This is a genomic window from Arthrobacter gallicola, from assembly GCF_014836775.1.
GTDB classification, from domain to species: domain Bacteria; phylum Actinomycetota; class Actinomycetes; order Actinomycetales; family Micrococcaceae; genus Arthrobacter_B; species Arthrobacter_B gallicola.
Genome location: NZ_JACSQD010000008.1, coordinates 167,723 through 193,862, shown reverse-complemented (window position 1 = coordinate 193,862; position 26,140 = coordinate 167,723). Strand labels below are relative to the sequence as shown.

At 66.3% G+C, this 26,140-nt stretch carries 22 protein-coding genes and 1 pseudogene; 6 read left to right on the top strand and 17 right to left on the bottom strand.

The features are described from left to right. Positions 1–2 precede the first annotated feature (2 nt). From H9639_RS16225 to H9639_RS16215, 3 genes are read right to left on the bottom strand one after another with little or no spacing between them, the layout of a single operon-like run. Positions 3–821, bottom strand: a complete 819-nt coding sequence (locus H9639_RS16225; protein ID WP_191746228.1) for a carbohydrate ABC transporter permease — start codon at positions 819–821, stop codon at positions 3–5. Then, the gene (locus H9639_RS16220; protein WP_191809102.1) at positions 822–1,775 is read right to left on the bottom strand and encodes a carbohydrate ABC transporter permease; all 954 of its coding nucleotides are present in this window, start codon (positions 1,773–1,775) and stop codon (positions 822–824) included. 11 nt (positions 1,776–1,786) lie between these two features. Continuing rightward, the gene (locus H9639_RS16215; RefSeq protein ID WP_191809101.1) at positions 1,787–3,094 is read right to left on the bottom strand and encodes an ABC transporter substrate-binding protein; all 1,308 of its coding nucleotides are present in this window, start codon (positions 3,092–3,094) and stop codon (positions 1,787–1,789) included. Between the two features lie 166 nt (positions 3,095–3,260). Between H9639_RS16215 and H9639_RS16210 the strand changes: the two genes are divergently transcribed. Further along, positions 3,261–4,289 (top strand): LacI family DNA-binding transcriptional regulator, encoded by a 1,029-nt coding sequence (locus tag H9639_RS16210; RefSeq protein WP_191746225.1) that lies wholly within the window; start codon positions 3,261–3,263, stop codon positions 4,287–4,289. A 44-nt stretch (positions 4,290–4,333) separates the two neighbouring features. On the opposite strand, the gene H9639_RS16205 is transcribed toward H9639_RS16210, so the two are convergent. Further along, entirely contained in the window at positions 4,334–5,623 is a 1,290-nt protein-coding gene (locus H9639_RS16205) for a multidrug effflux MFS transporter (RefSeq protein WP_318242129.1), read from the bottom strand. A gap of 291 nt (positions 5,624–5,914) precedes the next feature. Here H9639_RS16205 and H9639_RS16200 point away from each other — a divergent pair, with 291 nt between their 5' ends. Further along, a complete protein-coding gene (locus H9639_RS16200; protein ID WP_191809100.1) occupies positions 5,915–6,838 on the top strand; it encodes a DUF5996 family protein in 924 nt (307 codons plus the stop codon). Between the two features lie 102 nt (positions 6,839–6,940). Here H9639_RS16200 and H9639_RS16195 read toward each other — a convergent pair whose 3' ends face one another. The 4 genes from H9639_RS16195 to H9639_RS16180 are packed head-to-tail and all read right to left on the bottom strand — an operon-like array spanning position 6,941 to position 10,388. Beyond that, positions 6,941–7,603, bottom strand: a complete 663-nt coding sequence (locus H9639_RS16195) for a TetR/AcrR family transcriptional regulator (protein ID WP_191809099.1) — start codon at positions 7,601–7,603, stop codon at positions 6,941–6,943. A gap of 24 nt (positions 7,604–7,627) precedes the next feature. After that, positions 7,628–8,737, bottom strand: a complete 1,110-nt coding sequence (locus tag H9639_RS16190) for an alcohol dehydrogenase catalytic domain-containing protein (RefSeq protein WP_191809098.1) — start codon at positions 8,735–8,737, stop codon at positions 7,628–7,630. Next, positions 8,734–10,221, bottom strand: a complete 1,488-nt coding sequence (locus H9639_RS16185; protein WP_318242128.1) for a cytosine permease — start codon at positions 10,219–10,221, stop codon at positions 8,734–8,736. The genes H9639_RS16190 and H9639_RS16185 overlap by 4 nt, the downstream gene beginning before the upstream one ends. Next, entirely contained in the window at positions 10,218–10,388 is a 171-nt protein-coding gene (locus tag H9639_RS16180) for a hypothetical protein (protein ID WP_191809097.1), read from the bottom strand. Before H9639_RS16180 ends, H9639_RS16185 begins: the two co-directional genes overlap by 4 nt. A 145-nt stretch (positions 10,389–10,533) precedes the next feature. Here H9639_RS16180 and H9639_RS16175 point away from each other — a divergent pair, with 145 nt between their 5' ends. Further along, positions 10,534–11,331: a nitrilase-related carbon-nitrogen hydrolase gene (locus H9639_RS16175; protein WP_191809096.1), complete on the top strand. Its 798-nt coding sequence runs from the start codon at positions 10,534–10,536 to the stop codon at positions 11,329–11,331. Between the two features lie 764 nt (positions 11,332–12,095). Then, entirely contained in the window at positions 12,096–12,551 is a 456-nt protein-coding gene (locus tag H9639_RS16170) for a DUF3817 domain-containing protein (RefSeq protein WP_191809095.1), read from the top strand. A 947-nt stretch (positions 12,552–13,498) separates the two neighbouring features. Here the strand turns inward: H9639_RS16170 and H9639_RS16165 are convergent. The 3 genes from H9639_RS16165 to H9639_RS16155 all read right to left on the bottom strand — a co-directional run bounded on the left by H9639_RS16165 (position 13,499) and on the right by H9639_RS16155 (position 16,078). Continuing rightward, the gene (locus H9639_RS16165; protein WP_191809094.1) at positions 13,499–14,353 is read right to left on the bottom strand and encodes an SDR family oxidoreductase; all 855 of its coding nucleotides are present in this window, start codon (positions 14,351–14,353) and stop codon (positions 13,499–13,501) included. Between the two features lie 81 nt (positions 14,354–14,434). Then, entirely contained in the window at positions 14,435–15,136 is a 702-nt protein-coding gene (locus H9639_RS16160; RefSeq protein ID WP_191809093.1) for a type 1 glutamine amidotransferase domain-containing protein, read from the bottom strand. A gap of 57 nt (positions 15,137–15,193) precedes the next feature. Beyond that, complete coding sequence (locus H9639_RS16155) at positions 15,194–16,078, bottom strand: aldo/keto reductase (protein WP_191809092.1); 885 nt, start codon at positions 16,076–16,078, stop codon at positions 15,194–15,196. Positions 16,079–16,201: 123 nt separating this feature from the next. Between H9639_RS16155 and H9639_RS16150 the strand changes: the two genes are divergently transcribed. After that, positions 16,202–16,576 carry a VOC family protein gene (locus H9639_RS16150; RefSeq protein WP_191809091.1) on the top strand — a complete coding sequence of 125 codons (375 nt, stop codon included), beginning with the start codon at positions 16,202–16,204 and terminating at the stop codon, positions 16,574–16,576. Positions 16,577–16,610: 34 nt separating this feature from the next. Here H9639_RS16150 and soxR read toward each other — a convergent pair whose 3' ends face one another. Then, positions 16,611–17,138: a redox-sensitive transcriptional activator SoxR gene (gene soxR / locus H9639_RS16145; RefSeq protein WP_191809090.1), complete on the bottom strand. Its 528-nt coding sequence runs from the start codon at positions 17,136–17,138 to the stop codon at positions 16,611–16,613. Positions 17,139–17,289: 151 nt separating this feature from the next. Between soxR and H9639_RS16140 the strand changes: the two genes are divergently transcribed. After that, positions 17,290–18,747: an MFS transporter gene (locus tag H9639_RS16140; RefSeq protein WP_191809089.1), complete on the top strand. Its 1,458-nt coding sequence runs from the start codon at positions 17,290–17,292 to the stop codon at positions 18,745–18,747. A 93-nt stretch (positions 18,748–18,840) separates the two neighbouring features. Here the strand turns inward: H9639_RS16140 and H9639_RS16135 are convergent. From H9639_RS16135 to H9639_RS16115, 5 genes and pseudogenes are all read right to left on the bottom strand, one after another. Beyond that, positions 18,841–19,197: pseudogene (locus H9639_RS16135) on the bottom strand (hypothetical protein); the annotation flags it as partial. A 19-nt stretch (positions 19,198–19,216) separates the two neighbouring features. Then, complete coding sequence (locus H9639_RS16130) at positions 19,217–20,590, bottom strand: NAD-dependent succinate-semialdehyde dehydrogenase (protein WP_191809088.1); 1,374 nt, start codon at positions 20,588–20,590, stop codon at positions 19,217–19,219. A gap of 78 nt (positions 20,591–20,668) precedes the next feature. Beyond that, positions 20,669–21,814 carry an alcohol dehydrogenase catalytic domain-containing protein gene (locus tag H9639_RS16125; RefSeq protein ID WP_191809087.1) on the bottom strand — a complete coding sequence of 382 codons (1,146 nt, stop codon included), beginning with the start codon at positions 21,812–21,814 and terminating at the stop codon, positions 20,669–20,671. A 203-nt stretch (positions 21,815–22,017) separates the two neighbouring features. Beyond that, the gene (locus tag H9639_RS16120) at positions 22,018–23,175 is read right to left on the bottom strand and encodes a helix-turn-helix domain-containing protein (protein WP_191809086.1); all 1,158 of its coding nucleotides are present in this window, start codon (positions 23,173–23,175) and stop codon (positions 22,018–22,020) included. A 119-nt stretch (positions 23,176–23,294) separates the two neighbouring features. Further along, positions 23,295–26,111: an FAD-binding and (Fe-S)-binding domain-containing protein gene (locus H9639_RS16115; RefSeq protein WP_191809085.1), complete on the bottom strand. Its 2,817-nt coding sequence runs from the start codon at positions 26,109–26,111 to the stop codon at positions 23,295–23,297. Between the last annotated feature and the right edge of the window lie 29 nt (positions 26,112–26,140).

Sequence of the window (26,140 nt, the reverse complement as noted above, 5' to 3'; positions counted from 1 at the left end):
GGTCACTTTCCGCCAGCGCCCATCAGGCCCTGGACTAGTGCGCGGCGCGCAAAGAGGTACACCAGCAGCACAGGAATCATGGAGAGCATCACGGCGGCGAGGATGCCGGGGACATTGATTCCGTACTGGGTCTGGAAGTTGAACAGGCCCAGGGTGATGACCCGGGTCGATTCGGACTGAGTCAGGATCAGCGGCAGCAGGAAGCCGTTCCAGCCCTGCAGCGCGGCGAAGACCGCAATGGTGGAAAGACCGGGTTTGGACAGCGGCAGCACCAGCCGGACAAACGTCCGCCAGGTCCCGGCCCCGTCCACAGCCATGGCCTCATACAGCTCCGGAGTGATATCCCGCATGGTGCCGGAGAGAATCAGGGTGCAGATGGGCAGCGCGAACGCTGCGGTGGGAAGAATGATGCCGAGCAGGGTGTCGTAGAGTCCCACCGTGTTGATCAGGTAGAACATTGGAACAATTACCGCCTGGACTGGAATCGCCAGCCCGAGCAGGAAAAACCGGAAGACCAGGGTGGTGGTGCGGGACTGGCTGCGCACAATGGCATAGGCCAGCGGCGGGACCACCAGCAGCACGATTCCCACCACCCCACCGGTCACAACGAGGGTGTTCAGGAAGTAGAGCCCGAAACCGCTCTGGAAGACCCCGGCGTAGTTCTCCAGCGTGAAGCTGGTGGGGAAAGAGAGCGGTCCGCCGGCGCTGAAGCCGCTGCGGGTCTGCACACTGGCAGCGATCATCACGTACAGCGGCAGCGCAACAATCAGGAGCCAGACGACGGCGGCGGCACCGGCAATGTAGTTGGGGCGTGTACGCATCTAGACCCCTTCCATGGTGCTGCGCATCTTGTCGTACCCGGAGACCTTGACCATGATCAGCGAGATGGTGGTGGCCACCACCACGAGCACCAGGGCCACGGCGGCGCCAACACCGAAGTCGAACCGGCGGAAGGCCTGTTCATACATATAGAAGGCGGTGATGGTGGTATCGGTGCCCGGACCGCCGTTCGTGAGAATCAGGACTGTCTCGAAGGTGGTGAGCCCGCCGACCACCATCAGGATCACTGACGTGATGATGGAGTTGCGCAGCTGGGGCAGGGTAATGCTGAAGAAAGCCCGGACCCGTCCGGCGCCGTCGACTTCCGCCGCCTGGTAGAGCACCTGCGGGATGGCCCGCGCGGCACCCTGGTAGATCAGGGTATGGAACGGCGTGAACTGCCACATGCTCACGAAGATGATCACACCGACCGCGGTGGCCTGGTGCCCGAAGAGGTTGCCGTCGCCGAAGAGCCAGCGGAACTGGGACGGCACGCCGAAGTTGGGATCCAGCAGCGCCCGCCACAGTACCGAAATGGCGGCTGAGGAGAGCAGCAGCGGCACAAAGTAAATGGCGCTGAGCACCGCCCGGTTGCGCTGAGGACCGGCCGCCCAGACACCAAGCAGCATGCTCACCGGCGTCTGGGTGAGTACCCCCAGCACAATGAACAGCAGGCTCAGCCAGAGGCTCTTGAGCATCACCGGGTCACCGGTGAGCTCCTGCCAGTTCTCCATTCCCACAAACTTCGGTTCGCCGATGCCGCGCCAGCTCATGAAGGAGAGCACTACGACGGCGATCAGCGGGATCACGGCGAACAGCAGGAAGAACACCGTGGCCGGCAGGGTCCAGGCCAGGCCGGGGCGGGGTGTGCGTGCCCGGCGGCCGGCGCGCGCCGGACGGTCCTCAACGGATGCGTCCGGGTGCGCCGGCGGCCTGGGTGGAAGCAGGGCAGTCATCAGGAACGGTCCTAGAGTCCCTGCATGGCGGCGATAAAGCCGTCTTCGTCGATCCGTCCGCTGAAGAAATCGGACATTGCCCCGTGGATGGCAGGGGTGGCCGAGGGTGGGTACGCCTGATCCCAGGAGAGCTGGAAGGCCGGTGCCTGTTCCACCAGTCCGTACTGGAAGCGCGCGTAGTCAGGATCGGCGGACTGATCGAGGAACTGCTCGGTGTTGGTGGTGGTGGGCAGGTTGCCGATTGCCACCTGCTCCTGCACAAACTCATCCGAATACATCAGTTTCAGGAACTCACGGACGGTTTCCGGGTACCGGGTGTTGGCCAGGACGGAGTAGAAGTTATTCGTGTTGCCCACCAGGTTCTGCGGGTCGCCCTTGCCGCCGTCAATGGTGGGGAATTCGCTGTAGCCCAGCGCGGTCTCCACGAACTCCGGGGCAGCATCCTGATGGGTGGAATATGCCCAGGAACCCATCAGCTCAAATCCTGCCTGTCCGCTGGAGAGCAGCGAGGCAGAACCGCCGTCGGTGAACTTCACGGACTGGAAGTTGGTTCCGAAGGCTCCGGAGTCCACCAGTTCACGCAGCATGCCCAGCGCTTCGCGGCTTTCGGCAGAATCCCAGACCTTCGTGTCGCCGGCGAGGGCGCTCTCAAACAGCTCGGGCCCGGCCACCCGGTCGTAGACGTATTCAACCCACATCAGGGTGGGCCATTCGTCCGCTCCGCCCAGGGCGATCGGTGTGACGCCGGCTGCCTTGAGTTTCTCCACGGCCTCCAGCAGTTCGTCCCAGGTCTTCGGTGCGCCGTCAACGCCGGCTTTGGCCAGGACCTCTTCGTTGCTGAAGAGCATCACCGGCTGGGTGCCGCGCATCGGAATGCCGTACGCCTTGTCGTCGACCACCGCGGTGTCAAACACCGAGGGAAGGAACGCGTCCTTCAGCTGCGGGTCCTGCTCGATGAAGTCGTCCAGGGGCATCAGCAGACCGGCGTCCACGTAGTCCGTGATGGACCCTCCGCCCCAGTTGAAGAAGACATCCGGAGCGGAGTCCGTGTCGATGACGGTTTGCAGCTTCTGCTGGTAGTCGGCCCCGGGAATGGTGTCCAGGACAACCTTCACGTCCGAGGTTTCGTTGAACTTGTCCACCATGGCCCGCTCGACATCATTGCCGGCATCGCCGTAGACGAGGACATGGACTTCATTCTCCGGCCGGTTCGCTGCGGAAGATTCCCCGCTGTTTGAACAGGCGGACAGTGACAGGCCGAGCGCCAAGACGCCGGCGGCTGCGGTAGCTGGTCTCAGCCAGCTGCGGTTGTTCTTCATTGAACTGCTCCTCACTGGAAGGTCTCCCGGGAAGCGCTGTTCCGAAAGTTTCGAAACAATTGCCGAAAGTTGTGGAATGCCGCTAGCTTAGGATGCAGTGGTGTGATGCGCAACACTTTTCTGCTGCGGCTTCACTTCGAGGACTTTTCGTGCAGAGGAGATACCCATGGCACAGACGCCTGCGGCAGGACGGGTCACGCTCGCGGAACTGGCGGCGGAGGCGGATGTTTCTCTGTCGACCATTTCGAAAGTTTTGAACGGCAGGTCCGACGTTTCCCGAAAAACCCGGGCGAAAGTTGAGGCGCTGCTGGATGGGCATGGCTATCAGCGCCGGTCGGGCCGGAGCAGCAGGTCTGCGCTGCTTGAGCTGGTGTTTCATGAGCTGGAGAGTGCCTGGGCGCTGGAGATTATCCGGGGCGTGGAGAATGTGGCCCGCGAACACGGCCTGAGCGTTGTCCTGACCGAGAGCGGAACCCGCCACGCTCCGGGCCCCGAATGGGTGGAGGGGGTCATCGCCCGGCGGCCGGCCGGCGTCGTGCTGGTTTTCGCTGACCTGGAACAGGAATCCCGGCGGCTGCTGGAATCCCGCGGGATACCGTTCACGATCATCGACCCGGCGGGCGATCCTGCTCCGGATGTGCCGTCAGTGGGCTCCGCGAACTGGGCCGGAGGCATGATGGCCACCCGCCACCTGGTGGAGCTGGGGCACCGGCGGATCGCGGCGATCACCGGGCCGGAGGACCTGATGTGTTCCCTGGCGCGGATTGATGGTTACCGGTCCGCCCTGAACTCTGCCGGCCTGCCGTTTGACCCGGCGCTGGTCCGGTACGGCAACTTCCATGTGGACGGCGGCCGGGACCATGCACTGGAGCTGCTCGCACAGCCGGACCGTCCCACGGCGTTGTTTGCCGGCAGCGACCTGCAGGCGCTAGGGGCGCTTGACGCGGCCCGGCAGCTGGGTATCAGTGTGCCCGGCGAGCTGTCGATTGTCGGCTACGACGATCTGCCGGTGGCGCGCTGGTCCTCACCGGCCCTGACCACCGTGCACCAGCCGCTCATCGAGATGGCCGAGGAAGCAACGCGGATGGTTCTGATGCTGCGGGACGGTGAACAGCCCAAGAACACGCGGCTGGACCTCTCCACGACGCTGGTTGTCCGGCAGAGCACCGCCGCGCCGCCGCCGGCAGCAGCTTAGGCCCGGTCAGCAGCTGGAGGCTGGACGCCGGAGCCTGCCCGGCCCTAGGCCTGTTCGGCCGCGGCGTTGCTGCCCTGCCCGGTCTCGAGCCGCCGGTTCCCGCGCTGACCGCCGCGGCGGTAGGCCGGCGTCGTTGCCAGGACCAGGACCATAACCACGGCACAGCCAATGATCACGCCGGCCATGGACAGGGCACTGCCGCCGAAGACACCGACCAGCGGACTGATCAGGCCCGCCAGGCCAACCTGCAGACAGCCCAGCAGGGCGGCCGCAGTTCCGGCCATCCGGCCGTAGCCATCCAAGGCCAGCGAGGTGGCGTTGGCGAAGATGAAGCCCTGCATGCCCAGGACGAGCCACAGGCTGGCCACCAGGCCGAAGATGCCGCCGGCTCCGGTAATGATGATGACCGGCAGCGCCAGTGCGAGCACCAGGAGGATCGGGGCGGCGATGCGCAGGATGCCCGACGACGACGCGCGGCTCAGCAGCGAGGCATTGACCTGGGAGGAAATCACCATGGCGACTCCGTTGACCGCGAAGATCAGCGCAAACTGGCCCGGGGTCAGGCCGTATTCCTCCTGCATCACAAACGGCGAGCCCACCACGTAACTCATGATGATGCCCATGGCCAGGCCCGGAATCACTGCGTAGGCCAGGAACCGGCGGTCGCGCAGCAGGATCCGGTAGCCGCCCGGTTCACCGGTTTTCGGGCTGCCCTTCCGGGCGCGGCTGAGGCGCCGTTCCGGGGGAAGTGTTTCCGGCATCCAGCGCCAGACGATGACGACGAGGATCACGCCGATCAGGGCCAGCGAGTAGAACACGGCCCGCCAGGCCCAGATGCCGGCCACAGCCTGACCCAGGGTTGGAGCCAGCAGCGGTGCCAGGCCAATCATCAGCATGAGCCTGGAGAGCAGCTTGGCCGCATCGGAACCGGTGAACCGGTCGCGGATCACGGCAATCGCCACGACTGAGGCGGCAGCGTTAAAGAAGCCCTGCAGCACCCGCAGACCGATCAGCAGGCCGATGTTGGGCGCAATCGCGCACAGCAGGGACGTCACAACGTGCATGGAAATGCCGATGAGCAGCGGCAGTCTGCGTCCGAACCGGTCCGAGAGCGGGCCGATGACCAGCTGGCCCACGGCGGTCCCGAGCAGGGTGCCGGAGAGCGTGAACTGGGCCGCCGTCGTCGTCGTTGCCAGGTCGGAAGCGACCTCCGGCAGCGCCGGAAGGTACATGTCCGTGGTGACGGCGGGCAGCGCAGCAAGCGCGCCGAGCATCAGGATGTACTTCAGGCTCCGGGAACGGGAGGTGGCTCGCTTCGGGGAAGAACTGGTCACCGGGGAAGGCTCCTAGGGAGGGGTTGGGGCGCACGGGGGCCTCAGCGCTCGAACTGCAGCCTGGGCCCGGGCAGGACTGTCTCAGCTGCCCGGAGGATCAGCTGTAAGTATAGGTACCCGGACGGCGGCTTGTCCCGGTGATGTTGCCCACCTTCGGTCGGCTGCCATGGCGGGGAGGACGTTGACCGGTGCAGGCGCCCGACCCACACTTGAGGGACGGTTCCTTTCCGCTCGTGCACGTTTCCCCGCAGCAGCCACTTCCCCAGCAGCCACTCATCAGAGGCGGTATCCATGGAAAAACGGATTCTGGACTACACCGAATGGCAGGACACCGCTGACACCCTGCACCTTTTCCTGCAGATGGCGGGCAAAGTGAAGATTGAGCGCAGCGAGAAGCGGCCCGGCTGGGGGCATATCCGGATGCCGCTGAGTATCGACGGCATCGGCACCGGGATCATCCCCGGCAACGGGGGCAGCTTCGAAATCTATTTCAACCTGCGCCAGCATCATGTGGATGTGCAGGACACCAACGGCAGGAAGTCCCGGATTCCCGTTGAGGACGGCCTCAGTGTGGCGGATTTTTATGCCCAGCTGATGGGAGCGCTGGAATACATCGGCGAGCCCACCCGGATCAACACCACACCTCAGGAGTTCCACGTCCAGACACCATTTGAACAGGACACCAGGCACCATTCCTGGGACCGCCAGGCTGTGGCGGTTTACCTGGATAACCTGCACTTCGCCTACCGCAGCCTGACCCGTTTCCTGGCCCCGTTCCGCGGCAAGGTGTTCACCCCGCAGTACTGGTTCGGCACCATGGACCTCTCCGGGACCGTCTTCGCCGGCCAGGCTGCGCCCTACGGCGGAACGGACCAGATTGGGGTGAACTGTTTCGACGAGAAGTTCGTGGAATACGGGTTCTGGCCAGGGGACGTGAACATGACCAAGCCGGCGTTCTACGGTATGCCGTACCCCTTTATGGCCGCCATCGACAGCTATGCGACCATGCTGAAGCCGGAGGCCGCCGTGTTTCAGCCGCAGCTGAACGAGTTCATTCTGACCCTGGAAGACGCCTTCGCCGCACCGGACCCGGAGCAGGCTGTCGTCGAGATGTGCCGGAGCAGCTTCGAGATCGTCCAGCGCATCGACCGGTGGGCTGACCTGGACTGGATCACGGAGCCGATGACCTATCCTGCGGTTCCGTCGTCGGGCTAGCCGGGCGGGGAGGCATCCGCCAGCGCACTCAAAGCGCAGATATGGCGGGTTGCACGGCGGCCAGGTCGCCAAAGCTGCACATTGGATTCTCCGGCGGGAGCTCTAAGCGGGCTCCTCCGCAACACCCGCACCAGCAGCCCCAATATTCCCGCGCGGCAGCGCAGCCAGGTACGCCAGGGCCGCGGAAAGGCCGGCCTCGAAGGCTGCATCTGACCGGGCAGCCAGTGCGTCGCCGCAGCCGTCCAGCGACCGGTGCAGTACTGGCTGGGTGTCAGGCGCAGTGCGCCAGGCAACAGCGGGTCCGGCGGTGTCCACGGAGGAACCGAGGCACAGGACGTCCAGCAGCGAGATGCCCAGGACCACCTGCGCATCGTCGAAACCCGCATCCGCGAGCACCGAGGCCAGCCGTTCGTAGACCTCCAGCGTGGGAGCGTCGGTGACCTCCTCGCCAACCAGCAGGGGAACGGCCTTGGCGTGTTCGCTCAGCACCCGGCGGTAGTTCCGGGTCCACGCCGCTGCCTGCTCCTCCCACGGGGCGGGGGAGGGCGGGAAATCCGGGGCCGCCAGAGCCTGGGCGCCGATGATGGAGCGCATGCCGTTGATGATCTGCGGCCGCCCCTGCACGTGGTGGTAGAGCGAGGAAGGGCTCACTCCCAGGCGGTGGGCGAGCTGGGGGATGGTGAAGTCCCCCAGCTCGTCGACAAGGTCCAGGGCGGCGCCGTGGATTTTTTCCGAGGAGAGCAGCGGGGTGCGGGGCCTGGCCATGTCTCTCCTCCGGGTTGCCGGTATCTAGTCGAACACGATGACGCTACGGGCACGCTCTCCGCGGCGCATGGCGTCGAACGCCTCATTGACGTCGTCCAGAGTAATCCTGTCAGAGATCAGCTTGTCCACGGGAAGCTTCCCGGCCAGGTACAGCTCGGCCAGGCGCGGGAAATCCCGGCCCGGCACGGTGGAACCGTAGTTCGAACCGATCAGGGATTTGCCGGACTCAGCCAGCTCCAGCGCATCAATGGCTACCGGAGCGTCCTGCGGGGGCAGGCCCACCAGCACGGCCTTGCCGCCGGCGGTGATCAGCCCGGGAAGGGATTCGATGGTCTCCACCCGGCCGATTGCTTCAAACGCGAAGTCCGCGCCGGTGCCGGTGATCTCCTGGACCCGGGCAGCGAGATCCCCGCCCGGCTGCAGTGTGTGAGTGGCACCGAAGCCGCGCGCGGTGGCAAGTTTCTCTTCGCTCAGGTCTACGGCGATGATCGGGTTCGCGCCCACCAGGTTGAGTGCCATGATGATGGACAGGCCCACACCTCCGGTACCCACCACGACGGCGGACTGGCCCGCCTGGACACCGGCGTCGTTCACTACCGAGCCATAGCCCGTGGCGATGGAACAGCCGATCAGGCTGGCGACGTCGAACGGTACCTCCGCGGGAACCTTGATCGCGGCGGATTCGGGCACCACGGTGTATTCGCTCATCGAGCCGACGGAGAGGTACGGGAACAGCTGCACGCCGTCCTCGCTCAGCGCGGTGCTGCCGTCCGGCAGCAGGCATTCCTCGGAGCGGCTGCCGGTGCAGACGAAGGAACGGCCGGAAAGGCAGGCGGTGCAGCGCCGGCACGGGTAGAACCAGGACAGGATCACGTGGTCGCCCACGGCAACGTCCTCGACGCCCTCACCGATGGCTTCCACCGTGCCGGCACCCTCATGGCCCATCACGGTGGGAGAGGGCAGCTGCCAATCGCCGTCGAGCACGTGGCGGTCGGAGCCGCAGACCCCGGAGGCACCCAGGCGTACCAGGACCGTGCCCGGGCCGGGCGGGGCAACCTCGATGGTGCGGATGTCCAGGCCCGTGGAGGTGCCGTCGTGGATGGCGGCGCGGGCGGTGCGGAGTGCGGGGTTCATGCTGGATCCTTTACTGCGGTTTGTGCTGCGGTGGTGGCTGTGGAGACAGATGTCTCCGGGGCGTCCCGGAACCCGCCCAGATTGCGCCACTTATAGACCAGCGACGCGAGCAGGTAGTAGACGGCGCCGGCTAGCAGCGCTGCCGGCAGGGACGCGGTGGTGTAGCTGAAGACCGGGAGGGTTTCCAGCGTGACCGGGTTGTAGATGCTGAGGTAGAAGGCGGCACCGACTGCGACGGCTGCGAGGCCGGCCCAGTTCACCCCGGCGGAGAAGTGGTAGCGGCTCGCGGCGCCGGGTTTGAAGATGTCCGGCAGGTTGAGGTGCTGCCGGCGCAGGATGAAGTAGTCCGCAATGATCGCCCCGCACATGGCGGACAGGAACGCGCCGCTGATGGTCACGAACACCATGAACTGGTCGTACATAAAGCCGGGGAAGAACGCCAGGATGGCCGGCAGGACAAAGAAAGCGGCGCAGAGCAGCGGCCACGGGGCTTTGGCCAGCAGGTTGCCGCTGGCCTGGCGGAGTGCCAGCACGGTCGAATAGACGATCGAGGAGATGCTGGTGATGTTAGCGAACGCGATGAACAGCAGGATTGCCGCCCCCAGGATGGGCCCGCCGAAGGGCAGCATCCACACGGTGGGATCCGAGTCGCCGAGAGTCAGGGCCGCGCCCATGCCCACAACCTGGGCAATGATCGTGGCAACGAACAGGCCGCCGAACGCCGGCCACAGGGCGGCCTTGGGCGACTTGGTCAGCCGGGCCAGGGAGCCCATGACCGGGTACCAGGAAACCCCCACGCCGGCGTTGAACTCCACGGCCAGCATAAAGTTCAGCCGGTCGTCCTCGAAGGGGGCCAGCGGTGAGGCGGTCAGCAGTGCGTCCCAGGAGGTGTTCAGGATCAGGAAGACCATCAGGCCCGCCGTGATGACCACCAGGCCGGGGGCGATGAACTTGTTGAACCGGCCGATCATGACCGGACCGCGGGAGAGAATCCACCAGGCGGCGGCGATCGCCAGCAGCGCCACCACGGTGACCATCACCGACTCCGGGCCGAAGTCGGTGCCGAACGCTTCGTTGGAGACCTGCGTGACCGCGCGGCCGACCATGATGGACAGCAGCGAGGACCAGCCCATCTCGGTCACCAGAATGACGGTGAACACCAGGATGCCCACGCCAACCAGACCGAACACCGGCCGCAGCATGGTGTACTGCTCACCGCCGTGGCGCTGGCTCGACACCACGGAGGCCAGCACCATAAAGGACAGGCCGATCGCGTTGCCGATGACCATCGCCGCCAGGCCCTGCTGGAAACCAACCAGCAGGGCCGTGGATCCGCCGACCAGGAACGCCCATGTGGCAATGGCCAGGGACACGTTCACCCAGGTGAACTCGGCACCGCTCCAGATGCGCTCGCCCTTGAGGAGGGGGAAAGACCCAAGGGAGGCGCTGCGGTCGGAGGTTTCCGCTGTGCGTTTGCCGCTCACAGCGACATCACCAGCAGTCCAATAAGGCAGAGCACGACGGCGGTGCCCACGTAGGCGGCAAGTTCACGGCCGGTCAGTGCCCGCCGGGACGGGTCCTGGTGTTCGTCTTCAGCTATTTGCCGCAGGCGGTCGGCCAGCTCGTCACCGCGCGTCGTTGTCGGGTCCACACATCTCCTCAGATCTCAGAAACCGCTAACCGAATGACATTCGGTTTGAGCATCATGCTTATGCCTATGATGGAAAGAGTCAACGGTTTTTGTGATTGTGACCACCACATGACGTAGCGGCAGATCAGCCCGGCAGGAGTGCAAAATGGTTCGGATAGCAGTGCTGCAGGCAGGCGCGGAGTTGAATAACCCGGAGACGAACCTGGCGCTTCTGCGGCGCTTTACGCTGCAGGCGGCCGACGCCGGCGCGCACCTGATCCTGACGCCGGAACTGTTCGCCACCGGCTACGCCCCGGCACGGGTCCGCAACTCCGACGGCGCCGCAATCCGCGCGGAGCTGGCGCGGACCGCGCGCGAGGCAGGAATCGGCGTCGTCGCTTCGACCGTGGAGGACGACGCCGGCACCGGGTACATTTCTGCCTCACTGTTCGATGGCTCGGGCGAGGAACTGCTGCGCTACCGCAAGGCCCACCTGTTCGGGGACGAAGAACGCGGGTCCTTTTCCCCGGGCGATGGTGTGCCGCAGGTGGCGGAGTTCCAGGGCCTGCGGATCGCGCTGGGAATCTGTTACGACATCGAGTTTCCGGAATATGCCCGTTCCGCCGCGCGGGCAGGTGCGGACCTGCTCTGTATTCCCACCGCGGTGCCGGCCACCGGCGACGTCGGCGGGCCGCAGCCCCTGCTCACCTACAACGCCGAGCGGATCTCCACCCTGCTGGTTCCGGCCCGCGCACTGGAGAACGGCGTCTACATTGCCTATGCCAATCACACGGCCCCTGACTTCACCGGTGCCAGCGTGATTGCTTCGCCGTATGGCACCCTGCTGGCCGCTGCGGGCGCGGACGAGGAGCTCCTGTTCGCCGAGGTCGAGGCAGCCGAAGTGCGGCGCGCGCGGAAGATCAACACCTACGAGCACGATGTCCGGCCGGAGCTCTATCGGTAGTTTCCGGGCGGGGCCGGGCTCGTCGCGGGGGCCGGGGCCGGGCCAGGCCCGCGGGGGCCGGGGCCCGAGGCGGGGAGCGGCGCGGGGCCGGAGGCGCTGAGCCGGAAGCCGGAAGGGTCGCGGAGGCCGGGGCCGGAGGCGCACGGGGGTGAGCCGGGGCCGGAAGGGGCGCGGCGTCGGAGCTGAGCCGGGGCCAGACTGGGCCTGGGTCGGACCGGGGCGCCTTGAGCACTCGTAGCGCCGGCGGAGCCCGGCGTAAGAAGCAGACGGACGTGGGGAGAGCTTGTGGGTCCGGTTTGGGAAAAACCCGCCGGTTCGTGTCCTGTTCCCCTCCGGATTGGGAAAAACCCCCCGGTTCGTTACACAGTTTCCCTCCGTTTGGGGAGAACCCCGCCGTTTCGGGAAATCCCTCCGCTGCGCAATGGCAGGGAAATCCCAAAGCGGTCGATTTAGCCCAAAACGGAGTGAATCTGGGAGGGGACGACGGAAGAAGCGAGAGCTGCCGGGATTCCCAGCCTTCGTGACGGGTGGGGCCGGTGGGGTCCCAGAAGTGCACTTTCGTCACAGAGAGTGGGAAGCGTGGGTGGCCCAGCTCGGAGACAGCTGTTGGTTCCGAAGCAGCGCGTACAACCCGGCCACCCGGGGCTCCCGGACGCCGGTAACCGTTAGCTGGGCCGGTCCGGGCAGGAAGGCTCCGAGTTGAGTACCCGCGGGCCATGCTGACATACTGTTGGCAAACCCCCTAGGGAAGGTTACCCACCCCCATGCAACCCCGTACCCTGTTCCGTGCCCTGGCCTTCGCGGAGGCCGTGACCTGGACCCTGCTGATCGCAGCGATGGTGATGAAGTATGGCTTCGGGCAGGATGCCCTGATGGGACCGGCCGGTGGCACGCACGGCTTCATCTTCCTCTCCTACGCGGCCAGCACCGTGTTTGTCGGCGTCAACCAAAAGTGGAAGTTCAGCACGATCGTGCTCGGCCTCGCCACCGCCGTCATCCCCTACGCCACCATCCCCTTTGAGAAGTCCATGGACAAGAAGGGCAAGCTCGGCGGCGGGTGGCGGCTGGCTCCCGGAGGCGACCAGCCTTCCGGTTTCGTGGAGCAGGTCCAGGCCTTCATTCTCCGTCGGCCGGTGATCTCTGTGGTGGGCGTGCTTATCGCCATCGTGGCCGTTTTCTCGGTGCTGCTGTACCTCGGCCCGCCCGTCCAGTTCAGCTAGTTCGCCGAATCTGCCCGTCGTGGCCCTGTGCAAGGGCGGCAGACTGGCAGCTGGGTGCAGGACCTTGATGTCCAGCTGTTTATCCGCGGGACACGATCTTCACCCACTTCGGCCATATTCTCGGACCGGCAAGGGAGGAGGCCACCGCCGGCACCGAAGACTCACAGGCCTCCTACACCCGCCGGTTCATGGCTGACGCCCGTGCCGCTGCCAGCTGATCCTACTGCGGCTACCCCTCCGGTTTGGGACATTCCAGCCGGTTTGGGACTTGAGTCGGTGCCGGATCCCTCCGGTTTGGGACATTCCAGCCGGTTTGGGACTTGAGCCGGCGCCGGATCCCTCCGGTTCGGGACATTCCCGCCGGTTTGGGACTTGAGCCGGTGCCGGATCCCTCCGGTTCGGGACATTCCCGCCAGTTTGGGACTTTCCTGCGCGGCGCCGCGGCGGGGAAGTCCCAAACCGGCAGGGAAGTCCCAAAGTGGAGGCACTCTGTGCCTCACCGAAGCCCGCCGGCCCACTCGAAGCTGGGGCCCGAGGGCACTGACCGTCGGTTCAGGCCTACGCGTCCGCCGGCAGCCCGGCCTACGCGTGCCGGCTCTGGCCCGGCCTACGGACGCCGGACGTCGTCGGCTCGCGCCCGCCGCGCCGGCTCTGCCACCCGGCCTGCGCCCGCCCGCCGGCAGCCCGGCCTACGCGCCCGCCGGCAGCCCGGCCTACGCGCCCGCCGGCAGCCCGGCCTACGGACGCCGGACGTCGTCGGCTCGCGCCCGCCGCGCCGGCCTACGGACGTCGGACGTCGTCGGCTCACGCCCGCCGCGCCGGCTCTGCCACCCGGCCTGCGCCCGCCCGCCGGCAGCCCGGCCTGCGCCCGCTCGCCGGCAGCCCGGCCTACGCGCCCGCCGGCACTGACCGTCGGTTCAGGCCTACCCGCCCGCCGGCAGCCCGGCCTACGCGTGCCGGACGCCGTCGCCGGCCAGCACGGCGCGGTATCCCTCACGGAACGTGGGGTAGCTGAAGTCGAAGCCCGTGCCATGCAGCCGGGCATTGGAAAGCCGCCGGTTTCCGCCGCGGCTGGCTCGGCGCTGCCCCTGGTCCGCGGGCGCAGGGTCCAGCGGAACTCCCAGCTCTCCGGACAGGAATTCCAGCACTTGCGCCAGCTCCACGGGCTCGTCATCCACGCCAAGGTACAGCGGCGCCGGATCGGCAACCGCCGTTGTTAGGTGCACGATCGCCGCGGCGGCGTCATCACGGTGAATCCGGTTGGTCAGCTGCCCGGGTCCAGGGTTGGAAATTCCGGCCCGCACCTGGTCGATCAGCCGGGTCCGGCCTGGCCCGTAAATCCCGGCAAGCCGGAGCACGATCGCGTCCGGCCGGCGCGAGTGCAGCAGCTCCTCCGCTTCACGGATCACCGCCCCGGTGACCGACGCCGGGTCGGTGGGGGAGTCCTCATCCAGCCAGCCGCCGCCGGCGTCCCCGTACACCGCGGTCGAGGAGACGAACAGAATCCGCCGCGGCCGCCCGCCGTCGCGCTCCAAAGCGTTCAGCACATTCGCTGTGCCGTCCACATACGCCGCCCGGTAGGCCGCTTCGGTGCGTTCGCTGGCGGCCACAGCAATGACGACGACGTCGGTGTCCCCGGGAATGCGGGGCAGCTCACCGCGCAGGTCCGCGGCCTGGGCCTGGATGGGCGCGGGAATCTTCTCCGGGGAGCGGCGCCAGCCCAGCACGGAAAAACCGGCCGCGGCGAACCGCAGGCCGGCTTCCGTACCGAGGTCGCCGCAGCCGGCAATCAGGACAGTCATGATCCCAGTCTGCCAGCCCGCCGCGGTCCGCACTGAGACAGATGAAGCCGTGTGCAGAATCCGGCAGCGGCGGGCCAGCCGCTAGCCCTGAAGTGAGGCTGCGACCTGCCGGGCGACGTCCACGCTGGACTGCGGGTTCTGGCCGGTGATGAGGTTGCCGTCCGTGACCACGAAGCTCTCCCAGTCGGGTCCGGCTTCGACGATGGCGCCTTTGTCCCGCAGCGCATCAGCCACGAACCAGGGGGTGTTTTCGCCGGTGCCGCCGCCGAGTTCCTCCGAGTTGGTGAACACAGTCAGCCGCCGCGCGGAGAACGCGAACCCGGCGTCCGGCGTTTCAGCGCTCAGCAGTGCGGCCGGGCCGTGGCAGAACGGTGCGATCACCAGGCCGGCGTCGTTGGCTGCAATGAGGATCCGGCCCATGTCCCAGTCTGTTGTCAGGTCCGCCATGGGGCCGTGCCCGCCCGGGATCACGACGGCGTCGTACTCCAGCGGAACCACATCGGCCAGTGACATCGGCGAATCCAGTTCCGGACGCAGCTCTTCCAGGTAGGCCCGCAGCCGTTCAGCCTTTTCTTCCCCGCCGGCCTGCTCGGGGGTCAAGCTGATCTCGTCGACTGTAGGGGCCTTGGCTCCGGGTGTTGCGAAGGTGATCCGGTGTCCGGCTTCGAGCAGGGTGCGGTGGGCTTCCACCAGCTCTTCGGCCCAGAACCCGGTGGGGTGTTCGGAGCCGTCCTTCATGGTCAGGGAGTTGGCAGCGGAAACAATCATCAGGATGTTGTTCATGGGTATCCTTTCGGGGGATCAGTGGTGGGGAGTCTGAGGAATTGCCGGGCAGAAATCCTAACCGGCGGCGGCGTCGATCTCCGCGTAGGTGGCAGCATCAAGGACCAGGTCCGCGGCCCTGAGGTTTTCTTCGAGGTGGGCCACGGAACCGGTCCCGGGGATCGGCATCATCACCGGGGAGCGTCGCAGCAGCCACGCCAGTGCCACCTGGGACGTGGTGGCACCGAGCTTCTTCGCGGCGGTGTCCAGGACACCGCCGGGCTGGGCCAGTTCACCGGCCGAAATCGGCGCCCAGGGGATGAAGCCGATGCCGTTGGCCGTCGCGTAGTCCAGGACGTCCTCGGAGGAGCGGTCAGTGAGGTTGTAGCGGTTCTGCACGGTGGAAACGGTGAAGTACTTTTCCGCCGTCTTCAGCTGTTCTACGCTGACCTGGGACAGGCCCAGGGCCTTGACCTTGCCTTCCTGCTGGAGGTCCCGCAGCACCGCGAACTGTTCCTCGGCGTCGACAGTGGGATCAATGCGGTGCAGCTGGAACAGGTCCAGTGAATCCACCTTGAGTTTGCGCAGGCTCAGCTCGGCCTGCTGGCGGAGGTACTCGGGACGGCCCAGAGGAGTCCATTCGTCCGGTCCGGTGCGCACAAAACCGGCCTTGGTGGCGATCCGCACGCCGTCGGGATAGGGGTAGAGAGCTTCGGCAATGATCTCTTCGCTGATGTTCGGGCCGTACGAATCAGCAGTGTCAATGAAATCAACGCCCAGTTCGACGGCGCGGCGGACCACTTCGACGGCGGTGCCGCGGCTTTCCGGCTCACCCCATACTCCGGGGCCGACAATGCGCATGGCCCCGAAACCGAGCCTGCGGACGGTGCCGAGGTCCTTGAGGTCGAGGGTGGCGGGCAGTGGCTGGTCGGTCAGTTCGGCGGGTTCAGTCTGCTCAGTCATACTCGGCGCAACCAAATGATCAGCAGGCTTATTCCTAACCGGATCCGCGAATCCTTGCTTTGCGGACCGATCCTGACCGCTGGCCCCTTGGTGCCTGCCCCCACCGGGCCTACGATCGCTGGCATGGACTGGAAAATCGAACTTGTCCCCGTGCCGGTGTCCGACGTAGACGCCGCCAAGAACTTCTATGTGAACCAGGTGGGCTTCGCTGACGACTTTGACCAGCGGGTGAATGAGGACCTGCGCTTCGTCCAACTGACGCCGCCGGGGTCCGCCTGCTCCGTGGTGATCGGGGAGGGCACCACAGACATGGTTCCGGGCAGCCAGCGCATCCAGATCGTGGTGCCGAATGCTGCTGGGGCCCGGCAGCATCTGCTGAACGCAGGGGTGGAAACCAGTGAAGTCACGCCGCTGGACTGGGGTACGTTCGTGTACTTCAGCGATCCGGACGGGAATCAATGGTCGCTGCAGGAGCTCCCCGCAGTCACGGAGAGCTAACTGCCGGTCCAGCGCGCTTCCCGGCTCCGGCAACTCAATCGGACGCGTCCACCTGCCGCGGCTGCTCCGGTGCGCGCTCCCGTGAAAGCAGCAGCCGCGGTCCGGTTCCCTCAGCCGCCAGCACATCCTGGGAGTTGTACAACGAACAGGATGTGAGGGACAGGCACCCACAGCCTATGCAGCCGTCCAACTGGTCGCGCAGCCGCAGCATGCCGTCGATCCGGTCTTCAAGGACCTGGCGCCAGCCGGCGGAAAGCAGGGCCCAGTCACTTCGGGTGGGTGCACGATCCGGTGGGAGTGTGTCCAGTGCCGCCCGGATATCCCGCAGCGGGATGCCGAGTTGGGAAGAGACTCTGATGAAGGCGACCCGGCGCAGTGTATGGCGCGCGTAGCGGCGTTGGTTTCCGGCGGTGCGCCGGCTGCTGATGAGACCTTCGGCCTCGTAATAATGGAGGGCGGAAACAGCCACGCCGCTGCGTGCAGAGAGTTGTCCCGGAGTGAGGTCCTGTGCCGACGGAGGAACGGATCCGCCACGCCGGGATATCTCTGCAGGCTCGGCCATGTGGTCCGCCTCTCATCGGGTTGACCTCGAGCCTACTTGAGGTTGTTGGGTGGAGTTGTTGTCCGTACCGGCGTATGTCACCGTTCGCCGCGTTGGGCGAACCCCACACTGCAACATTCCTCGCTGAATCACCCCGCACTGAAGGAGCTCCGTGCCCGAGCCAACCAACACCTCGAAACCCCCGCGGACATCCGCCCTGCCGCCGGAGGCGCAGCCATCGGCTAACCCGGCATCCGCGGCTGCCGGCCCAACCGCCCCCGGGGTGTTCTCACGGGCCTACCGGACGACGTCGGCGGGACTGTTTTCGCTGGCTTTCCTATTCGCGTTCGAGGCCCTGGCGGTGGCCACCGTGATGCCGGTGGTGGCCCGGGACCTGGACGGCCTGTCCATCTACGCGCTGGCGTTTGGCGCCCCCATGGCGTTGTCGGTGGTGTCCATCGGGCTGGGCGGCGGCTGGAGCGACGCGCGCGGTCCGGCGCCGGCGCTCCGTCTCGGTGTGCTGCTGTTCGCGGCGGGGCTGGTCGTCGCTGCCCTTGCGCCAACGATGGGAATGCTGCTGCTGGGCCGCGGACTGCAGGGGTTCGGTGCGGGACTGGCCGGGGTGGCAATGTACGTGGTGGTAGCCCGGGCTTATCCGGCCGTGCTGCGGCCGCAGGCCTTCACCATCCTGACGAGCGGCTGGGTTCTGCCCGGGATCATCGGACCGGTGCTGGCGGGGCTGATAAATGATGCCCTGGGCTGGCGCTGGGTGTTTGGCCTGGCACCCGTCCTTGCCGTGCTGGCGTATGCGGCACTTGAGCCGGTGCTGCGCCGGATCGGCTCGAGCGGGAGCTGGCGGGTAAGCACTGCCAAACTCCTCTGGTCCCTTGCCGCGGCCGGCGGGATCCTGGGCCTGGGCAGCATCGGCAGCCTCGGTACTGACGGGACGGGGACGGCAGGCTGGATCCTGCTGCTGGCCGGCGTTTCCGCTGCGACCGTGCTGATTGGCGGGCCCCAGCTGCTGCCGCACGGCACCTGGACCGTGCGGCGCGGGCTTCCCGCGGTGATTGCTTCCCGCGGATTTGTGGGCGCAGCTTTTGTCGGGGCCGAAACATACCTTCCGCTGGCTTTGGTGGAGCAGCGCGGCTTCAGCCCGACCCAGGCCGGGGCGCTGCTGAGCGTTTCCGCGCTGAGCTGGTTTGCCGGGTCCTGGCTGGCCGCCAACCTCCCGGCGCTCCGGAGCAAGGTGCTGCGGGCCCGGCTCGGTGCGCTGCTGCTGGCGATTGGGGTGGCGCCTGTTCTCGCCTCCGTTTACCCCCAGCTGCACGTCAGCATTGTGGTGGCCGGCTGGGCGGTTGCCGGGCTGGGCATCGGAATGGGGTTTTCCACGCTCTCGGTGCTGCTGCTGGACTTTTCCCGCGCCGGTGAGGAGGGCGCCAACTCCTCGGCACTGCAGATTAACGACAACCTGGTGCAGTCGCTCTGGCTGGCCGTCAGCGGCATCGGATTCTCTGCCCTGTTGGCGGTATCCCACGTTCAGGCGTTCACGGCGGTGTTCTGCGGTGCCTTGGCGCTGGCGCTGGCGGCGCTGGCCGCTACCGGACGGCTCCAGCCACCGCGGGGCCGTTGAGCAGGTCCGGGGAGAGTCCGGCGCCTCGTTGAAGGCAAGGTGCCCGTTGTTCCCGATTCCCAGGATCTGCACGTCTACTCCGCGGGCGGCTGCTATGGCGGCCTCGTAGTCAGCGGCAGCGCGCTCCGGATCAGCGGCCGAACCATCCGGCACTGCGGCCTGTTCGGCATCGAGGCCCAGGGGTTCAACGATTTCGCGGCGGACCACTTCCGCATAGCTTTCCGGATGTCCGGCCGGCAGGCCCAGGTACTCGTCCAGGGCGAAGATGCGCAGCGGCGGCAGTTCGTCCCGGCGTCGGGCCAGCGCCCGGTACAGGGAGAAAGGGGAGGGCCCGGTTGCCACACCCAGCACCGGAATGGCACCCGGCGAATGCTCACAGACAGAAGGCCGGCGCCCGTCCCGGAAATCCGGGACGGGCGCCCCCGTTGTGAGTGGACGCGGCTGCCTCATCCAGCTGCTTCCAATCGGGTTACTTCTTGATGCGGATGAGCTTTCGGTTCACGAACTCGTCCATGCCGTATTTGCCGAGTTCCCGGCCGATGCCGGAGCGTTTGATCCCGCCGAACGGCAGCTCCGCTGAGGTGCCGCCGGCTTCGTTGATGAAGACCATGCCGGCGTCAATCTCCTCTGCCAGCTGCAGGGCGAGCTCCTGGTTGGCGGTGTGGATGGAGGCACCCAGTCCGAAGGGTGTGCCGTTTGCCAGGGCTACTGCTTCCTCCGTGTCCCGTGCTTTGAAGACCATGGCGACCGGACCGAAGAGTTCCTGCCGGAAGACCTCCATCTCCGGGGTCACATCGGTGAGCACGGTGGGCAGGAAATAGGCGGAGTCCCTAGCGGTCTTGGTCCCGCCGGTGCGGACGACCGCTCCGGCGGCGGCAGCGCTTTGAACCTGGCGCTCCAGTCCGTCGGCAGCGGCCTGCGAGGACAGCGGGCCCAGGAAGGTTGTTCCATCGGTCGGATCCGCGGGCACGATCCCGGCCATGGCGGCCGTGAACTTTTCCACGAACTCGTCATAAATGTCCGCCAGGACAATGAAGCGTTTGGAGGCGTTGCAGGCCTGCCCGCCGTTGACCATGCGGCCGAAGACGGCCCGGCCCACCGCCTCATCCATGTCCTCGGTGTCCAGGAGGATGAACGGATCGGATCCGCCCAGTTCCAGGACCACCTTCTTCAGGTGCCGGCCGGCGGTCTCCGCCACGGCGGAACCGGCGCGTTCGGATCCGGTGAGGGAAACGCCGTGCACCCGGGGGTCAGCGATCACGTCGCTGATCTGTTCATTTGTGGCAAACAGGTTCACGTAGGCGCCGTCGGGTGCGCCGGCGTCGGCGAAGATGGCTTCCATGGCCAGCGCGGATTCGGGGCACTGCGGGGCGTGCTTGAGCAGGATGGTGTTGCCGTTCATCAGGTTCGGTGCGGCGAAGCGGGCCACCTGATAGCAGGGGTAGTTCCAGGGCATGATGCCCAGGAGGACACCCAGGCCTTGTTTGCGGACGACGGCGGTGCCGCCGGCGGCCACGTCCAGCCTCTCGTCTGCCAGGAAGGCGGGCCCGTGTTCTGCGTAGTAGCGGTAGATGGACGCGGCGATGTCCACTTCGATGCCGGCCTGGAAGATGGGCTTGCCCATTTCCCGGGTGATGATGGCGGCGAGTTCGTTCCGGCGCTCCTCGTAGAGGTCCGCTACGCGGTTCAGCAGGGCGGACCGCTGTTCCACGGCGGTCCGGCTCCACTTGGTGAAAGCGGCGTCGGCGCGGGCGATGCCGTCCCGGACTTCGGTGTCTGTGGCGGTGGGGTAGGTGGCCAGGGTTTCCCCGGTGGCGGGGTTGGTGACGGCGTAAACGCTCATGAATGGGTCTCCTTCTGAGAACCTGGGGAAGTCCGTGCACGGGACAAGCCGTGCACGGACCCCGCGGCGGAAAGCGGTCTAGTAGACGACGATTTTGCGGCGCCCGATGGAGGACTTGAGGTCCTCGATCGCCTCGGCAGCCGCATCCAGGCCGATGCGTTCGCCGACCATCTCATCCAGCGGCAGCAGACCGGCGAGGTAGAGTTCCGCGATCTTGGGGAAGTCAACGGCCGGGCGGGTGGAGCCGTAGTTGCAGCCAAGGATCCTCTGGCCGGTGACAATGATTTCCCACGGCCGGATGGTGGCCTCAGCATCGCGCGGCGGCATGCCGACATAAACGGCAGCACCGCCCTGCTTGAGGTACCCGGTCAAAGCCGCCGAGGTGCTGGTCAACCCGATGGCGTCAAAGGCAAAATCGGTGCCGCCACCGGAGAGGTCCTTGATCTTCTTCGCCAGATCGGGGTCATCACCCTTCAAGACATCGGTGGCGCCGAAACCGCGGGCAATGTCCAAACGGTCATCGGAAAGATCGACGGCGATGATTTGCCGCGCACCTACAAGCTTGAGCCCCATGATCAGTGCCTGACCGACTCCGCCGCAGCCCACCACCACAGCAGTCTGCCCGGCCCGGACATCCGCCGTGTTTCCGACAGCGCCGACACCGGTGGCGATGGAGCAGCCGATCAACGCAGCGACCTCCGGCGGTACGGCATTGGGAATCTTGACCGCGGCCGGGCGGGGGACGAGGGTGTACTCGGAAAACGCCCCGACGCCCAGATAAGGACGCACCTCTTTACCGTCGTCGGCCGCCAGCGGTGTGGTGCCGTCGGGAAGGCCATCGACGAAGGCACCGCTGCCCTGGCAGAGCCAGGATTTACCTTCGTGGCAGGAGGGACAGTTCATGCAGGGAGCAAACCAGGAAAGCACAACCTGGTCACCGGGGGCCAGGTCGCTGACATCCGCTCCGACGGATTCGACGATGCCGGCACCCTCATGTCCGAGCATCAGCCGGTACGGGTACGGCCAGTCCCCGTTGATGACATGCAGGTCGGAGTGGCATACGCCGGTAGCGGTCATCTTCACCAGCACCTCGCCGGCGCCGGGAGCCCGGACGGAGAGTTCTTTCACGTAGGGCTTGGTGTCCACCCCATCAAAAAGCAGCGCGCGTGAGGTGACTGATGTCGATTCAGTCCGGATATCCGTCATGAAAATGTTTCCTTCCATAAAGTCTCCCTGCACGGAACCTGCTGCAGGGTGCCCTAAACGTTACGGATAGCTAAACGTCCTGTTCAATGGACATATCCCAGCGGAAAAGAAGCCCGGAAATGGGCGTTTGCACATTCCTTGAACCGCGGAAGAGGGGATTGTTCACCGGCCGGGATATCCAGGCCGGGGAGGCTCCAGGGCAGGTCATGCGCCAGGACAGGTCAGGCTCCCGGGCAGCGGGCTGCGACCAGGACCAAAGCCGCTTCCTGGGGCACCCGGACGTCATAACCGGTAGCGGCCTTGAACCCCGCCAGCCGATTGATCACGGTGTTGCGGTGGCAGTACAGGCGGTCCGCGGACGTCTTGAGGGAGCCCGTCTCCAGATAGGCATGAACGGTCTCCATCATGCGGTCCCGTTCGTTCGGGGGCAGTGCGCCCAAACCGCCCAGTATCCGGGCGCGGAAATCGGGGATGTTCGCATCGAGATAAGCGGAGGCCAGCACCGGCCACCCGTGGTCCAAATCCAGCAGGCCGGTTTGATCCGCAGCAGCCCGTGCCAGCAGCGCGGCGGCGTTCAACGCGCGGGGTATTTCGGCCAGGCCCTGAACATGCCCCAGATATCCGCCTTGAAGGCCGGGGAATCCGTGCGGATTGCCCTCGGCGAATTGCCGGCGGAATGCGAGGAGAATGCCGTCGGATTCGTAGTCGAAATAGATTTCATCTTCGCGCCGTTCCTCGAGGAAATTGCGCAGAGCCGGAATCCGCTCGCCCACCGCAGCCACCAGCTCGAAAACTGCATCCTCCGGGACACCCAGGGACGCGGCAATCTCCGGCAGCGCTCCGGGCTGGGCCAGGTCTCCGGTGAACAGGCGCGAGACACTGTGCGTGGTCTTGAGCCGGCTGGAATGGCTCATTCTCGACCGCTCCTGCAGGTACGCAAACTGGACGTCGAGAACGTACCGTTCCACGGCGGCGTTGACGTCGCTGAGGTGGTGCACCAGCGCGCGCAGGCAGTCGTCATCAGCAGAGTTGCGAAGCGCGTCCCACAACACGCTGAAGTTCAGGCGGACGGCCTGCAAAAGCTCATCCAGGTCAACATGCTGGCGGGCACGGCGCATCCCCAGGTTTCGCGGAATCTTGGCCAGGTGCTCCGGAAGTTCCTTGCCCCTTAGCTGGAGCAGCAGCATTTCGAACGCCTCCCGGGTGAACGCCAGGATCTCACCGGACTCAACGCGGTGCGCGCTGGTGGAGGTTCCGCCCTGAAAGCGGTGAAAATGTTCGGTGGCCAGTTCAGCCCGCCTCTGCCAGACGGAATCCAGCAGCTCATCCCATTGAAGCCTGAGCGATACGTCCCCTGCGACGGTACCGGTGTTCCGCATTCCCGAAAGTCCTCTCCCGCTGCCCATCCCGCGCCCGGTCAGACGCCCGGTCAGACACTGGTCAGCCGCTATTCAACGGTAGCGCCAGACCACCCCCGGGGCCGGATCAGCACGGGAGGTTACGGCTGACGCGTGGCCTCGGCCAGGTACTCCAGGATGTGCCGGTAAGACTGGCCGGTGGCTTTGCTCATGCCGATCTCGCAGGTGCGGTTCACGGAAGCGTAGCCGTCGAACGAGCGGGCATTGATCTCTGCCGCCTGCCGGTCCGTGGCCGAAGCGGTGAGTTCAGGGTGCAGCAGGCCGCGGTCTCCAGCGAACGCGCAGCAGCCCCAGCTCGGCGGCACGAAGACCTCGGTGCTGACAGCCGCAGCGATCCTGTGCAGGGCGTCGTTCGCACCGAGCTGAGTGGAGGAGCACGTGGGGTGCAGAGCCAGCGAACCGAGCTGCGCGGTGATCTCCAGCCGGGGGAGCACCGTTTCACTGACGAAGTCCACCGAATCCACGAACCGGAGTCCGGGGTAGACCGTGCTTTCCCCGGCCAGCCGCTTCATGGTCTCGAGGCCTTCGGTGCAGGACGCCGCGTCACACACCACGGGAAGCTCCCCGCCGTTGGTGGCTGCCCACAAATTGGCCAGCACCTTCTCGCTCATGGCCTGGTACCCGGAGGTGAAGCCCTTGGACTTCCACGGTGTTCCGCAGCACAGGTCCCCAATTCCGCTGGGCACCCGCACGCCGACGCCGGCACGCCCGCAAAGTTCCAGGAACGCGGCGCTGGCACCTTCCCCGCCCTCCGCGGGACCGAACATGGTGCCGATGCAGGCCGGGAAGAACACCGCCACGGGATCGGCGTCCTCATGCGGGGTCCGGCGGGTGCCGCCGGCCGGGAGCACGGTGTCATAGGACTGAACGTTGTCCGCTCCCAGCACGGCACGCCCGACGGCGGTAGCCAGCTTGGGCAGCGGCGCGGGCACTGCTTTGGCGACGCTCAAAGCCTTCCCGCCCAGGGTGGTTACGGTTCCCCAGTGTCCGGCGGCGGTTTTCCAGCCGGTGCCGGCCACGGGGTTGGCGTTTTCGGCACGGAGCCGGCGGACCAGGTCCCCGGTGTTGATCAAAACCGGGCAGGCAGTCACGCACATGCCGTCCGCGGCGCAGGTCTGCACGCCGTCGTAGTCATAGTCCTTGCGCAGCTCCGCAGCCAGGGCAGTGTCCCCGCGGGCCTCGGCATCCGCGATTTCCCGGCGGAGCACAATCCGCTGGCGCGGTGTGGTGGTCAGGTCCTTGCTGGGGCAGACCGGCTCGCAGTATCCACATTCGACGCAGCGGTCCACTTCCTCCTCGACGGTGGGTGCGACCTTCAGATTCTCGATGTAGGACCGGGGATCGTCGTTGATGAGGACGCCGGGATTGAGCAGGTTTTGCGGGTCGATCAGTGCCTTGACCTCGCACATGACCGCGTACAGTTCATCGCCGTACTGGCGGCGGACATAGGGGGCCATGATGCGTCCGGTGCCGTGCTCGGCCTTGAGGGAGCCGCCTTCGGCCAGGACCAGGTCCACCATCTCCTCGGTGAACGCCTCATAGCGGGCCAGCTCGGCCGGGTCGGAGAAGTTCTCGTTGAGCATGAAGTGGACGTTGCCGTCCTTGGCATGCCCAAAGATGACCGAGTCCCGGTAATGGTGCTGCGTGAAGAGCTTCGCCAGTTCGCCGCAGGTGCGGGCCAATGACGGGACGGGCACCACGATGTCTTCCAGCAGGGCGTTGGTGCCTGAGGGGCGGGCGCCGGCGACCGTGGTGTAGAGGCCCTTGCGCAGGTGCCACATTGCAGCCCGGTCCGCGGACTTGGACGTCATGGCAAACGGAGCGGCAAGCTGCAGGGAATCGAACAGCGGACGGGATTCTTCGCGCTTGGCCGTCAGCTCCTCGGCCGTGGCGGCCTGGTGTTCCACGAGCAGGGCGGCGTGGGCCTGGACGTCCAGGTTCCGCAGTTCCAGGGGTGCATCGGCGGCAAGCTGCGCTACCCGCAGGGAGGTGGCGTCCATCAGCTCGATGGTGGCCAGCCCGGTGGCGGTCAGCTCGGGCAGTGCGGTGGCCGCGGCGTCGAGCGTGTCGAAGAACATCAGGCCGGTCGCGACCTTCGGCAGCGCCGGAATGGTCCGGAACGTCGCTTCGGCCACGAACCCCAGGGTGCCCTCGCTGCCGATCATCAGGTGGGCCAGGATGTCCACCGGGCTCTCGAAGTCCAGGAACGAGTTCAGCCCGTAGCCCATGGTGTTTTTCATGGAGAACAGCCGGGTGATCGTGGCGACGGAGTGCGGGTTGGCAACGATCCTCCCGCGCAGGCGCAGCAGCCCTTCGAACAGTTCCGGTTCCAGGGTGCGCAGCTGCTGCTCGGCGTCCGGTGCCGCGGTGTCCAGCACGGTTCCGCCGGCCAGGACCAGCACCATGGACTCCAGCGTCCGGTAGGTGTTGAACTCGGTGCCGCACGCCATCCCGGAGGAATTGTTGGCGACCACGCCGCCAATCGTGCAGGCGATCTCGCTCGCCGGATCGGGCCCGAGTTTACGGCCGAAGGCGGCGAGCCGGGAATTGACCGAGCGCACCGTGGCGCCGGGTGCCACGCGCACCCGGGCACCGCCGTCGAGCACCTCGATGTCCCGGAAATGGTGCCGGGTGTCGATGAGCAGACTGTCACTCAGGGCCTGGCCGGAGAGGGATGTCCCGCCGGATCGGAAGGTCGCGGGGATGCCGAGCTCCCGGCTGCGGCGCAGCAGGTCAGCCACCTCTGCAGTGTTGGCGGGTGTCGCCACGGCCTGGGGGAGCAGCAGGTAGTGGGAAGCATCGTGCGCCATTTTGCGGCGGTCGATTTCCCGGGTGCTGATTCCCGAACTGCGGAGGGCACTGATTGCTGGGGCGGAAGACTCTGCTGTGACTGACATACGATCCTGATCCGAGACATCGACGGGGC

What these genes read in the sequence shown, in the direction of transcription:
- H9639_RS16120 (WP_191809086.1), bottom strand. Translation starts at nt 23,175, where the DNA reads ATGCGGAACACCGGTACCGTCGCAGGGGACGTATCGCTCAGGCTTCAA.
- H9639_RS16155 (WP_191809092.1), bottom strand. Translation starts at nt 16,078, where the DNA reads ATGACTGAGCAGACTGAACCCGCCGAACTGACCGACCAGCCACTGCCC.
- H9639_RS16175 (WP_191809096.1), top strand. Translation starts at nt 10,534, where the DNA reads ATGGTTCGGATAGCAGTGCTGCAGGCAGGCGCGGAGTTGAATAACCCG.
- H9639_RS16210 (WP_191746225.1), top strand. Translation starts at nt 3,261, where the DNA reads ATGGCACAGACGCCTGCGGCAGGACGGGTCACGCTCGCGGAACTGGCG.
- H9639_RS16130 (WP_191809088.1), bottom strand. Translation starts at nt 20,590, where the DNA reads ATGAGCGTTTACGCCGTCACCAACCCCGCCACCGGGGAAACCCTGGCC.
- H9639_RS16215 (WP_191809101.1), bottom strand. Translation starts at nt 3,094, where the DNA reads ATGAAGAACAACCGCAGCTGGCTGAGACCAGCTACCGCAGCCGCCGGC.
- H9639_RS16190 (WP_191809098.1), bottom strand. Translation starts at nt 8,737, where the DNA reads ATGAACCCCGCACTCCGCACCGCCCGCGCCGCCATCCACGACGGCACC.
- H9639_RS16170 (WP_191809095.1), top strand. Translation starts at nt 12,096, where the DNA reads ATGCAACCCCGTACCCTGTTCCGTGCCCTGGCCTTCGCGGAGGCCGTG.
- H9639_RS16200 (WP_191809100.1), top strand. Translation starts at nt 5,915, where the DNA reads ATGGAAAAACGGATTCTGGACTACACCGAATGGCAGGACACCGCTGAC.
- soxR (WP_191809090.1), bottom strand. Translation starts at nt 17,138, where the DNA reads ATGGCCGAGCCTGCAGAGATATCCCGGCGTGGCGGATCCGTTCCTCCG.
- H9639_RS16125 (WP_191809087.1), bottom strand. Translation starts at nt 21,814, where the DNA reads ATGGAAGGAAACATTTTCATGACGGATATCCGGACTGAATCGACATCA.
- H9639_RS16115 (WP_191809085.1), bottom strand. Translation starts at nt 26,111, where the DNA reads ATGTCAGTCACAGCAGAGTCTTCCGCCCCAGCAATCAGTGCCCTCCGC.
- H9639_RS16195 (WP_191809099.1), bottom strand. Translation starts at nt 7,603, where the DNA reads ATGGCCAGGCCCCGCACCCCGCTGCTCTCCTCGGAAAAAATCCACGGC.
- H9639_RS16220 (WP_191809102.1), bottom strand. Translation starts at nt 1,775, where the DNA reads ATGACTGCCCTGCTTCCACCCAGGCCGCCGGCGCACCCGGACGCATCC.
- H9639_RS16225 (WP_191746228.1), bottom strand. Translation starts at nt 821, where the DNA reads ATGCGTACACGCCCCAACTACATTGCCGGTGCCGCCGCCGTCGTCTGG.
- H9639_RS16165 (WP_191809094.1), bottom strand. Translation starts at nt 14,353, where the DNA reads ATGACTGTCCTGATTGCCGGCTGCGGCGACCTCGGTACGGAAGCCGGC.
- H9639_RS16150 (WP_191809091.1), top strand. Translation starts at nt 16,202, where the DNA reads ATGGACTGGAAAATCGAACTTGTCCCCGTGCCGGTGTCCGACGTAGAC.
- H9639_RS16160 (WP_191809093.1), bottom strand. Translation starts at nt 15,136, where the DNA reads ATGAACAACATCCTGATGATTGTTTCCGCTGCCAACTCCCTGACCATG.